Origin of the sequence: Anaerorhabdus sp. (assembly GCF_036637135.1) — a bacterium.
GTDB lineage: Bacteria > Bacillota_I > Bacilli_A > Erysipelotrichales > Erysipelotrichaceae > Anaerorhabdus.
In genome coordinates, this window is record NZ_JAVWNC010000060.1 from 1 (window position 1) to 11,287 (window position 11,287).

The following is an 11,287-nucleotide window of genomic DNA, read 5'->3' on the forward strand; positions in this document are numbered from 1 at the left end:
CTCATTACATCATTAGAAAAAGCAAAATATGCTTTAAAAGGGGAGACAGGAACTAAAATAATAAAAAATAAGGAGAAAGTATGAAAAAAATCAAATTATCAACATGGATGATAGTTGCTTCATTTGCTGGAATCGCTGCTGGTTTAGTATTTGGACCAAGCATGGCGAATGTAAAGTTTCTTGGAGAAATTTTCTTGAGACTAATGCAAATGTCTGTTATTTTCTTAGTAATGGGAGCTATCACTGAAGCTATTGGGGGTCTTGATATTAAAGATATTGGGAAACTTGGAGGTCAAACAATTGGATTATTCATTGTATCAACATTATTTGCATCATTTGTTGGTGTTGCGTTAGCTCTATTAATACAACCTGGTGTTGGAATCACAGGTGTAACGGGAGCGGCTTTTGAAGGAACTTTACCTACAGGAAATCCATTGGATCTATTGATCGGATTTTTTCCAAAAAATGTAGTAGAAGCAATGGCAACAGGACAAATTCTGCAAGTCATCGTATTTTCGGTTTTCTTTGGACTATCTTTATCTTTCTTAAGTAATACTGATAGTGGTAAAGCGATATATAATTGGGTTAAGAATATTAATACAGTTATTTTACAAATTGTTAAACTTGTAATGTATTATGCTCCAATAGGTATATTTGCTTTGGTGGGATCAATTACTGGTACTGCTGGAACTTCTGTAATTATGGCTTTAGGAAAATTCTTAATTACATTAACAGTAGGATGTTTGGCGTTACTTGTATTGTTATTAATTATCGTTGGGGCATATGCAAAAATGAATCCAATTCGTATCTTTGCAAAACTTAAAAATACAATTATTGTAAGTATAACTACAACATCTTCAGCAGTGTCACTTCCAGTACAAATGGAGGATTCAGAACTTCGTTTAGGGATTAGTAAACGTGTATCGCGTTTAGTTAATCCGCTTGGAATGAATTTATGTAGTCATGGCTTAGCTATTACTGTTGCTATCGGTTGTATTTTCGTTGCTGAATTTTATGGAACTCCGTTATCATTTAATAATATAATGATGATAGGTGTTTATTCAACAATTGCAACATTTGCTAATTTAGCTGTTCCTGGTGGTGCATTAGTCACAATGGCAATCGGATTCTCGATGGCAGGACTTCCTCTTGAAGGGGTTGCTATAATTGCCGGTGTTGACTGGTTTGCTGGAATAATTAGAACATTATTAAATGTAGTGGATGATGTTCTTATCGCATTAATTGTTGCTAAAAATGAAAATGAAATTGATTATGAAGTTTTTAACTCAAATAATGTAGTTGAATAAATTAAGGTTGAGGGAACATAAAAGAATGTTCCCTTCTTTCCAATTAAGGTGAGATTATGAAAAAAATTAGCTTATCAAAAAAAATGATTATTGCTTCAATTTGCGGATTAGCGTTTGGGATCATATTTTCTGATTTTTCGAAAGATATAAAATTTATTGGAGATATATTCTTAAGGTTAATGCAAATGTCTGTTGTGTTCCTTGTAATGGGAGCTATGATTGAGTCTGTTGGATCTATAGCCCCTAAAGATTTAGGGAAACTTGGAATTAAAGCAATTCTGCTTTTCCTCGTTACAACATTATTGAGCGCAACAATAGGTATTTTAGTAGTGAATATTATTAAACCGGGAATCGGTATTAATATTCAAAATACTTTAGAATTTACTAAGCCAGTAATTGATAATAATATCATTGATATGATTATTAATTTTGTTCCAATCAATATTTTTAAATCGATGTCAGAAGGGAATATGATTCAAGTTATTATTTTTTCAATATTCTTTGGTTTAGCAATATCAACTTCTGTACACTTTGATGAGGCACAACATGTCTTATCATTCATTAAGAGTGTAAATGCAGTAATTATGAGAATAATTGAACTTGTCATGGTTTTTGCTCCTATAGGAATTTTTGCACTAATTGCATCAATGACAGGGAATTATGGAATAACAATTTTGATTCCTCTTGGTAAATATTTAATTGCTATGATTATAGGTGCAATATCTGTTTTTGGAATTGGTTTAATCGTTGTTGGATTATATGCAAAAGTTGCGCCACATAAAATACTACTTAAATTAAAAGACACAATTGTTGTTTCTATGACAACAACATCTTCTGCTGTTTCATTGCCGATGCAAATGCATGATTGCGAGAATAAACTAGGGATTAGCAAAAGAGTTTCTAGACTTGTAAATCCACTTGCTATGTCTTTGAATAGTGATGGGCTAGCATTAAGTATTTCGATAGCTTGTATAATGATTGCTCAATTCTTTGGTATCGAGTTAACACTTTATCAGCAAATCATAATTGTGTTAATATCTACATTTACAACTATGGGTAATTTACTAGTTCCTGGCGGTGCATTAGTTGCATTCTCAGTAGCGTTCACAATGGTGGGATTACCTATTGAGGGAATTGCATTACTTGCTGGAGTAGAGTGGTTTGCTGGTATACCAAGAACTTTATTAAATGTTATTGATGATGTTTTGATTACAATGTTTATTGCTGTGAATGAAAAAGAATTTGATCGAGAAAAATTTAATGAAAGTAAATGAACTATCTTCTCAAATAATTGAAAAACATTATTTCGATATATTCGAAGATGAAGAAATAATATATGGTAGAGTTCATTCAGTTTTTAATGACTTAATAAATGTGGAATTAGCGAACAAAGAAATTATTGTAATTGCATCAAATAGAATCTCAGTAAAACCGAAAATGATACAAGTAAATTATTTCTCTTCTTCTTTTTTTAAAGTTGATGATAAGATTGTTTTTATGAAAAATAATTGTTTTTCGAATAACGTAAAAATTGTTTTTAATCAACCTGAAATAAAAAATTGTGATATTCGTTGTATTTGGGATGTGAATGTAATTAGCGAGTCATGGATTTATTCTTTTTACAATTCTTTGATGACATTGAAAAGTGAAGGATTGCTACCGATAATTAGAATGAATAGTACGACAAATAATTTTTGTAATCATATAATGAAACAACTCGAAGGATTATATTTTAATATTAATCAAGGCGATATTGACAGTTTGTCAAAGATAATAAATAAGTTGATAGGAGTTGGAATAGGATTAACACCATCATCTGATGATTTTTTAGTAGGGGTACTTCTTGCGTTATACTTAAATTGTCAAAATAGGAATCGAAATGAATTATATGAAGCGATTGCAAAACGAATACAAGTTATTTGCATTGGAAAAACTACGAAAGTTAGTGAGTATTATATAATCAATGCTTGCAGAGGTTATTTTGATTTAGACATATTATGTATTGTTGAAGATTTAAAAAAAGATTCATGGAATTTTGATACTTTTATGAAGGTGAAAAATCATGGGCATAGTTCAGGAATTGATTTCTTGGTGGGTTTTTATCTATCATTATGCAAAATAAATATTATGTAGATTATTGTTGAAAAGAGCGAATTTTGAAGTCGCTCTTTTTATATATAAATTAGGAATAGAGATTCTCGCTAAATATGTGTTATGTCTTTTTCTTTACGCTAGGAAACTCTCTTTTCTTGATGATGTTTAGTTGATATAAATCAGTATTTAAATATAATTCTGTATAATCAAAAACTCTACCATCTTTTAAATACGTAGGATTGTTGATCCTTAATATGGGATGTTTGGTCGATACATTTAATTCGGATGCTATATATTCAGGTGGAAAGATAGGTGCAATGGTTTGATAAGCATAATCGATATCAAATCCATTCTTCTCTGCGTAACTGTACTTACTCCCTAATAAGATTTTCATGGACATCTCTGGATGTAAATCTACCGACATAAAAGTTCTTTCAAAAAGTACAGGTTTATCATCTGCGTAACGAGTACGTTCGATCAAGTATATTTTGTCCGTTTCATTGATTCCAAGTATTTTCGACATTGTTACTCCAGCCTCAGTAATATTAAAGGTATGCACAACACTTCGAGGTTCTTTACCTTGTTCCAAGATATCTTCAGAGAAACTCTTAAGAAGTGGTGTTCTTTGGATTGACTGTTCAGGTTTTACAAATGTTCCACTTCCTTGATTTTTATAAATGAATCCTCTAAATACCAAATTACTCAAAGCCTGACGTACTGTAACGCGTGAACAATTATACTTCTCGGCAATTTCTGCTTCGGTTGGAAGTGCTGCATTGGGTAAATAAATTCCGTTATTAATTTTATCAATGATATCATTTTCGATAATTTGATATTTGGGGATTTTTTCATCATTTGTTTTCATATTGCCTCCGTTTACTATACAAATAGATTAGAAATAATACAACTTTTATATAACATATAATACAACTTTAAATTTGTATTGACAACTAGTTTTTGGGTGAATATGCTAATAGTAAAGAGAGGGATAAATATGATAGGAATAGCAATTTGTACACACTCAGATTTTGCAAAGGGATTAAAAAATGCGATTGAAATGATTGCGGGAGAACAACAAGATTTCTTAGACTTTTGCTTCTTTGGCGATGAACAATTAATGGAATATGGGGAAAGAATCAAAGAAGGAACAAATCAATTTGAATCATGTATTTATGTTACAGATTTAGTAAATGCGACACCATTCAATGCTTCGTTGATTGCAATAGCAGGTACAGAGAATGTTGTATTAACGGGAGCATCATTACCATTAGTCTTAGAATTAGTCATTCGAAGACAAGGATATGAAAATAAAGCAGAAGATTTAGCAAGGGAAATTGTTGAATCAAGTAAAGAATATGTTGAACTAAAATGTTCAAAAGATATATTTGGAGAATAAATCAAGGAGGATAAAAAATGATTTGTTTAGTAAGAAGTGACGAAAGACTTATTCATGGTCAATGTATGCAATTTATTGTTTCAGATTTTTCAATCAAGACTATTTTAGTGGTTGATGATTCAACTGCAACCAACCCAATCTTAAAATCAATATTTCAAACAGCTGTACCACAAGCAATTACGGCAAATGTATACACGTTACAAGAAGCAATTCCGTTTATAAAGGATGCAGTAACTAATTCAGAAAATACTTTATTACTAATGAAGAATCCAAGGACATTAGTTCCAATTCTAGAACAAGTTGAGGGAGTTAAACAAGAATTAAACATTGGTCCTCAAATGGCAAGAAATGGCGTTAAATGTGCAGATTTTGCTACATTACATCCAGAAGACATTGAAGCATGTAAAAAACTTACTGACATGGGAGTGAGAGTTTACTTCAATTCAATTGGTGCAAGTGGCAGTGTTACCGAATGGAGTTCGGTAGCTAAAAAGATCTAAACATTTTAATAAATAACAATATAAGGAGGAAATTATGTCATTTATTCAAGCGTTACTTATTGGACTATTTGGATATTGCGGTGCTAAATGGTCAGTTCCACTATGGGGTGACATGGGTGGATGGTGGACAGTTGGTCGTCCACTAGTTGCAGGTATGATTATCGGTATTATTTTAGGAGACGTAAAAACAGGTATTATTCTAGGATGTGCAATTAACTCGTTGTATCTAGGTAGTATCACAGTTGGAGGGGTAGCAGCGAATGATATTAACTTTGCTGCATATATTGGTATTCCTTTGGCAATGACATCGGGAGCAACAGTTGAAGAAGCACTTACATTAGCAGCACTTTTAGGAGCTCTTGGAGTATTCGTATGGAATTTTGTAAAAATTATTAATGTGTATTGGGTTCACTTAATGGATCGTATGATCGATGAAGGTAAACTTGATAATGCGGCACGTGTTCCTATTTTGGGGAATATCTTCTTATTCATATTTAGATTCTTCCCAATTTTCTTAGCATGTTTGTTAGGGCCAGAAGCTATGACACAACTCATGAATTCTATTCCACCTGAAGCTTCAGCAATTATTGGAATCTTTGGAGGAATGCTTCCATTATTAGGATTCGCTATCATCTTAAAAACTTGCGTAAAGAAATATTACGAATTGGTTTACTTTGTATTTGGGTTCATTTTATTCACAAGTTTCAATGTAAGTATTATTGCAATCTTAGTTGTTGCATTAGTGTTTGCGTTAATTGATTTTAGAACTTCGGGTTCAACTACTGGAGGTAATGCAGCATGACAACAACAAATGTAAGATTACTAGATAAAAAAGATGTAAGAAAAGTTTGGTTTAACTGGATGTGGTTGAATTTATCAACACAAAATATGGAACGTATGCAAGCACCAGCATTGGTACGTGCGTTCTGGACAGCAAAAGACAAACTTTATCCAAATGATCCAGAGCAACAAAAAGATTTAATGACACGCCATATGGAATTCTTTAACACTGAACCAATTTGGGGAGGGTTAACTGTAGGAATTGCATTAGCTATTGAAGAAGAAAAAGCAATTCATCCGGATGATGTACCAGATGAATTATCAACAAGTATTAAAAATGCCTTGATGGGACCATGTGCAGGGTTGTTTGACTCTCTATTCCAATCAACATTAATTCCAATCATATTGGCTATTGGTATTGGTATTTCAGCAGAAACAGGTTCTATCGTTGGGCCATTATTATACATTGCATTATTCTGGGCAATTGTACCAACGGTAAGTTGGTTCCTATTCTATAACAGTTATAAATTGGGGTTAAATGGAGTTCAACAAATTCTAACAACAGGTATCAAAGATAGAGTTATTAGTGCTGCAAATATTGTTGGATTAACTGTAATCGGTGCAGTAACAGCATCTACTTGTAAAATTAACACAGGACTGAACTTCACATATGGTGAATTATCAATCAATGTAAATGATATTTTAACAAGCATTCAACCTAAGATGTTAGTTCTTATCATGGCTTTTGTAACTTATTGGCTTTTAGCGAAAAAACGTGTGAGTGTTAATAAGATTATGTTAATCATGTTAATTATCTCTATCGTTGGTTACTTCACAACAATCTTAGCTTAGAAACGAGTAGGGGTTAATTGTTTGCAATTAAGCCCCTTCTTTTGAGGGAAATATATGTATAAATTTGATTATGAATTAAATCCTGAAAATATTAAAGAATTGAATTTCTATATGGCATTAAATGATAAAGGAATTCAAAAAAAGATGTTTTCATTAATGATATCTTTTGTGATTTTGATTATTGTCGGAACAATTTTATTACTAAAATTATCAATTGCTTCGTTTGTTATTATTGGGATTTCAATCATTTTGATTGTAATTTTCTTTCCCAAAGTTTATTGGAAAGTTATATTTAATCGAATAGATAAAGTAACAAATGAAAAGAGTATAAAATTTAGTTCAACAGAAATTAAATTTGCAAACAAGATTACTGTTACACAAGACAATAGAGAAATGGTATTGAACTACAGTGATATACAATTCATGGATTTTACTAAGAATAATCTGATGTTATTTTGCAAAAGAAATGATGAGTTTAGTAAGGTAGTAATTCCCATACAATCTATCGGAGATAATTTAGAATCATTTTATACTTTTCTTCAAAAGGAGATAGAACATGAAAAATAAAAAAGAAATATTAGATCAACTTAGAGGTGGCATAATTGTGTCATGTCAAATTGAAAAACATGCGCCTTGTTATAGTGAGGATATTGTTGAGTTAATGGTTAAGTCTGCACTATGGGGCGGTGCTTGCGGGTTAAGGATTAATGGAGAAGAAAACATTAGAAACACACGAAAAATTACTGAACTCCCAATTATCGGATTGATTAAGATATTTAGAGATGATACAGAAGTATTTATGACACCAAGCATGGAAGAAGTAAAAAGAGTAATAGAGGCAGGTGCTGATATTGTTGCGATTGATGGAACTGATCGATTAATTGATGGTCATGTAGCGAATCAAATCATATCGGAAATAAGAAAAGAATATCCAGATACTCTTATTTTTGCGGATGTAAGAGATGAAGTAGATGCAATACAATCAATAGAATTGGGTGCAGATATTGTTGCGCCTACTTTCTATCGCTTCAAAAAGGATGCAAAATCTACAGACACTCCGGATTGGGAAATGTTTTCAAAACTATGTGATAGTTGTTGCGGAAAAGGTATGGTCATGATGGAAGGAAAAGTATGGACACCGGATGATGCGATAAAAGCATTTCATTATGGAGCAGATGCAGTTGTTGTGGGTAGTGCAATTACAAGACCACATTTAATAACTCAAAGATTTTGTGACCACGTAAACGGATTTAAGAAAAAGAGAAGTTTGATTTATTAGGGAGGGATAATATGAAAAATCAGTATAATATTTATTGGACAGATATGCATAGCAACATTCATCATGAACAAATTAATGAACTTGAAAAATGGTATGAACAAGTAAAAGCAACTATGGATTTTTGGCCTATCGCTTATTATCCATATACAATGAGAAAAGATGAATGTGGGTTAGGTGTTGAAGATATATTCCCGAGCGATGTCATCAACAAAGATTGGGAACTCATAAGAGATTTTACAAATAAAGTAAACCAAAGCGGATATCCAATGTTTATGGGATATGAATGGCAAGGTGCAGGGTTGGATGGTGACCACAATGTTTTCTTTAAAGATAACCAAGAAAATATGGCCTATCCATTACGTTACACAGATTTAGTCAATACTTTTAAGGGTAAAGATGCTATTGGTATTCCTCATCATCTTGCATATCATCAAGGTGATCGGGGTAAAAATTGGAGTACACATGATGAAACATTTTCTCCTGTTGCGGAGATATATTCATCACATGGTTCAAGTGAAAATGATAATGGACCAATTGAAATGACAAGACATGTGCATATGGGGCCAAGAACTGGGAAAACATGTGTAGAAGCAGGATTAAATAAAGGTAAGAAAATTGGAGTGATTGCGGCTGGTGATAATCACAGTTGTCCTAGTGTTTATGGTTTTGGATATTGTGCAGTACTTGCAAAAAGTCCATCAAAGGAAGATATATGGGATGCGTTAATTAATAGACGTACATATGGCGTTAGTAAAGATAAAATAAAACTCAACTTCACAATTGATGGTAGTGAAATGGGATCAATTGTAAAACCGAATAAGAATGGGAAACTAAGTGTCAAAGTTAATGCAAGTAATGCAATCGATCGAATTGAAATTATTAAAGATAACGTAGTTGATATAATGATTCCACATACATCAACATGGGAAAAAGAAGAATTTACTGGAAAAGTAAAATTTAAATTTCAATTGGAATTAGGCTGGGGACCAGATAGAAGAATCTTTCCTGACATTGAAAGTCGAAAATGGGTAGGTAAACTTGAAACACCTGGAAAGTTATTAAGTGTTGAAAAATGCTGGAGTACATTTGGACAAAGTTTGGATCATGTTACTGATCATAGCTGTGAGTTTAATTTAACCTCTTATAAAACAACGGCAACAGGTAAGTGGATGGGCCCAAGTGCAATCACAACAGAAGGGTTTATTTTTGAAATTGAAGATGATATCAATTCATCTGTGAAATTAATTATTGATGGTATTGAATATAACTTAAGTATTAGAGACATAATTAAATCTAGTGATCTAATTCCACTTATGGATGAAGCGAGAATGTTATTGAATGAAACATTTGGATTTAATGAATACTATAGAACTGATCCATGGTGGCATAATGCATATAAAATTAAAGTGAATCAAGCTGCACCAAGTATAGCTTATGAAAGAGAAATTGATATGGACATGGATACAACACAATCAAACCAAATTAGAGTTAGAGTATGGCAAAAAAATGGAGCGGTTGCTTGGTCCTCACCAATATTTATCGAGGAATAAAATATGAATCTACTTTATTTAAACACACATGATACAGGTAGAGCGATCAGTCCATATGGTATTGATGCACCGACACCTACTTTTAAAGAACTTGCAGAGGATGGTACACTTTTCACACATGCTTATTGCTGTAGCCCAACATGTTCTCCAAGTAGAGCTGCAATGTTAACAGGAACCTATCCACATCAAAATGGAATGTTAGGTCTTGCTCAACGAGGATTTTCATTAAGTGATCCAAGTAAACACCTTGCAAACTTCTTGAAGTCGCAAAACTATCAAACAGTAATTAGTGGAATACAACATGAATCCGGTTGGTATTTAGATGAGAATGCTGATGGAATTCATCAACTAGGTTATGATGAAATTCTTACAGTTAATTCAAACCAATACAAAAAAGATGAATATCACTTGTGGGATAGAGAAAATGCATTAAAGATGGTAGATTGGCTTAAAAATCATGATCGATCAAAACCATTTATGGCAAGTTATGGTATGCATAGTACACATCGTATTTATCCAAGTGAAATCATAGATGAAATTGATCCAAGATATGTAAAACCAATTTCGCCTTGTGATAACAATGAAGACAATCGTAAGGATCATGCACAATTTCTTACATCAGCATATTATGCAGATCAAAATATTAAATTGATAATTCAAGCATTAAAAGATACAAATTTATATGATGAGACAATTATTATTTATACAACAGATCATGGAGTAGCGATACCTTTCCATAAATGTAATTTAACTGATTCTGGAATTGGAGTAAGTTTAATTATTAGGAATCCAAAAGTAAAATCAAAAGGAATCGTAGTGGATCAGTTGATATCGCAAGTAGATGTTTTTCCAACACTTTGTGATTTATTAGGGTTAGAAAAGCCAAATTATCTTGAAGGAAAATCATTTAAAGAAATTTTTGAAAATAAAGATGCAAAAATCAATGATGTAGTATTTGCTGAAGTAAACTTTCATACATCATATGAGCCAATGCGTTGTGTTAGAAATAATAGATATAAATACATTAAATATTATGATGAAGAGTGGAATCATTTTAACCTCTCTAACATGGATGAATCGATACCTAAAGCATTTCTTATGAAGAATGATTTAATAAGCAAAGATAAAGATTTAGAATGTTTGTATGATTGTTACTATGATCCAGAAGAAAGAGATAACTTGATTAATAAATCAGAATACAAGGATATTATTGATTCATTAAGAAATGAAATGATTCAAATTCAAATTAAAACAAATGATCCTATTTTAAATGGGAATATTCCGGTTAAATCTAAATACAAGGTTAATAAGGTATCGTGTATTCAAGCATCAAGTAAAAATAGTGATGATTATGTGTCACTTGGAGTTAAGGACTAAGTATGTAAACAGTGATGGTATCATTTTGATCGATCACTGTTTTTTTAATTGTATAATTCAATTATTTGTTGGGATAGTATAGGATACGGGTAAGAGATAGTTTATAATAATACCAGGTGATAATATGAAATATTTTTCAATGCTAATCAAAC

The 11,287-nt window shown here is 31.9% G+C and carries 12 protein-coding genes; 11 read left to right on the top strand and 1 reads right to left on the bottom strand.

The features are described 5' to 3' along the window. Positions 1-80: 80 nt before the first annotated feature. From RR643_RS09650 to RR643_RS09660, 3 genes are read left to right on the top strand one after another with little or no spacing between them, the layout of a single operon-like run. A complete protein-coding gene (locus RR643_RS09650) occupies positions 81-1,307 on the top strand; it encodes a dicarboxylate/amino acid:cation symporter (RefSeq protein ID WP_332483081.1) in 1,227 nt (408 codons plus the stop codon). 56 nt (positions 1,308-1,363) lie between these two features. Next, positions 1,364-2,581: a dicarboxylate/amino acid:cation symporter gene (locus RR643_RS09655; protein ID WP_332483082.1), complete on the top strand. Its 1,218-nt coding sequence runs from the start codon at positions 1,364-1,366 to the stop codon at positions 2,579-2,581. Then, positions 2,568-3,440 (top strand): DUF2877 domain-containing protein, encoded by an 873-nt coding sequence (locus RR643_RS09660; RefSeq protein WP_332483083.1) that lies wholly within the window; start codon positions 2,568-2,570, stop codon positions 3,438-3,440. Before RR643_RS09655 ends, RR643_RS09660 begins: the two co-directional genes overlap by 14 nt. A gap of 79 nt (positions 3,441-3,519) precedes the next feature. Here RR643_RS09660 and RR643_RS09665 read toward each other — a convergent pair whose 3' ends face one another. Further along, positions 3,520-4,266, bottom strand: coding sequence for a GntR family transcriptional regulator (locus RR643_RS09665; RefSeq protein ID WP_332483084.1), 747 nt, complete (start codon positions 4,264-4,266; stop codon positions 3,520-3,522). Between the two features lie 129 nt (positions 4,267-4,395). Between RR643_RS09665 and RR643_RS09670 the strand changes: the two genes are divergently transcribed. The 8 genes from RR643_RS09670 to RR643_RS09705 are packed head-to-tail and all read left to right on the top strand — an operon-like array spanning position 4,396 to position 11,135. Continuing rightward, the gene (locus RR643_RS09670; RefSeq protein ID WP_332483085.1) at positions 4,396-4,797 is read left to right on the top strand and encodes a PTS sugar transporter subunit IIA; all 402 of its coding nucleotides are present in this window, start codon (positions 4,396-4,398) and stop codon (positions 4,795-4,797) included. 17 nt (positions 4,798-4,814) lie between these two features. Continuing rightward, complete coding sequence (locus RR643_RS09675; protein WP_332483086.1) at positions 4,815-5,297, top strand: PTS sugar transporter subunit IIB; 483 nt, start codon at positions 4,815-4,817, stop codon at positions 5,295-5,297. Between the two features lie 34 nt (positions 5,298-5,331). Then, complete coding sequence (locus tag RR643_RS09680) at positions 5,332-6,099, top strand: PTS mannose/fructose/sorbose/N-acetylgalactosamine transporter subunit IIC (protein WP_332483087.1); 768 nt, start codon at positions 5,332-5,334, stop codon at positions 6,097-6,099. Beyond that, positions 6,096-6,929 (top strand): PTS system mannose/fructose/sorbose family transporter subunit IID, encoded by an 834-nt coding sequence (locus RR643_RS09685; protein WP_332483088.1) that lies wholly within the window; start codon positions 6,096-6,098, stop codon positions 6,927-6,929. The genes RR643_RS09680 and RR643_RS09685 overlap by 4 nt, the downstream gene beginning before the upstream one ends. A gap of 54 nt (positions 6,930-6,983) precedes the next feature. Next, entirely contained in the window at positions 6,984-7,496 is a 513-nt protein-coding gene (locus RR643_RS09690; protein ID WP_332483089.1) for a hypothetical protein, read from the top strand. Then, positions 7,486-8,208, top strand: a complete 723-nt coding sequence (locus tag RR643_RS09695; protein ID WP_332483090.1) for an N-acetylmannosamine-6-phosphate 2-epimerase — start codon at positions 7,486-7,488, stop codon at positions 8,206-8,208. Before RR643_RS09690 ends, RR643_RS09695 begins: the two co-directional genes overlap by 11 nt. Positions 8,209-8,219: 11 nt before the next feature. Continuing rightward, entirely contained in the window at positions 8,220-9,758 is a 1,539-nt protein-coding gene (locus RR643_RS09700; protein WP_332483091.1) for a hypothetical protein, read from the top strand. Positions 9,759-9,761: 3 nt separating this feature from the next. Further along, on the top strand, positions 9,762-11,135 hold the full coding sequence (locus RR643_RS09705; RefSeq protein ID WP_332483092.1) for a sulfatase family protein: 1,374 nt from the start codon (positions 9,762-9,764) through the stop codon (positions 11,133-11,135). Positions 11,136-11,287 lie beyond the last annotated feature (152 nt).

Excerpts from the sequence above, each read along its gene's own strand:
- RR643_RS09650 (WP_332483081.1), top strand. The coding sequence starts at position 81 with ATGAAAAAAATCAAATTATCAACATGGATGATAGTTGCTTCATTTGCT.
- RR643_RS09655 (WP_332483082.1), top strand. The coding sequence starts at position 1,364 with ATGAAAAAAATTAGCTTATCAAAAAAAATGATTATTGCTTCAATTTGC.
- RR643_RS09660 (WP_332483083.1), top strand. The coding sequence starts at position 2,568 with ATGAAAGTAAATGAACTATCTTCTCAAATAATTGAAAAACATTATTTC.
- RR643_RS09665 (WP_332483084.1), bottom strand. The coding sequence starts at position 4,266 with ATGAAAACAAATGATGAAAAAATCCCCAAATATCAAATTATCGAAAAT.
- RR643_RS09670 (WP_332483085.1), top strand. The coding sequence starts at position 4,396 with ATGATAGGAATAGCAATTTGTACACACTCAGATTTTGCAAAGGGATTA.
- RR643_RS09675 (WP_332483086.1), top strand. The coding sequence starts at position 4,815 with ATGATTTGTTTAGTAAGAAGTGACGAAAGACTTATTCATGGTCAATGT.
- RR643_RS09680 (WP_332483087.1), top strand. The coding sequence starts at position 5,332 with ATGTCATTTATTCAAGCGTTACTTATTGGACTATTTGGATATTGCGGT.
- RR643_RS09685 (WP_332483088.1), top strand. The coding sequence starts at position 6,096 with ATGACAACAACAAATGTAAGATTACTAGATAAAAAAGATGTAAGAAAA.
- RR643_RS09690 (WP_332483089.1), top strand. The coding sequence starts at position 6,984 with ATGTATAAATTTGATTATGAATTAAATCCTGAAAATATTAAAGAATTG.
- RR643_RS09695 (WP_332483090.1), top strand. The coding sequence starts at position 7,486 with ATGAAAAATAAAAAAGAAATATTAGATCAACTTAGAGGTGGCATAATT.
- RR643_RS09700 (WP_332483091.1), top strand. The coding sequence starts at position 8,220 with ATGAAAAATCAGTATAATATTTATTGGACAGATATGCATAGCAACATT.
- RR643_RS09705 (WP_332483092.1), top strand. The coding sequence starts at position 9,762 with ATGAATCTACTTTATTTAAACACACATGATACAGGTAGAGCGATCAGT.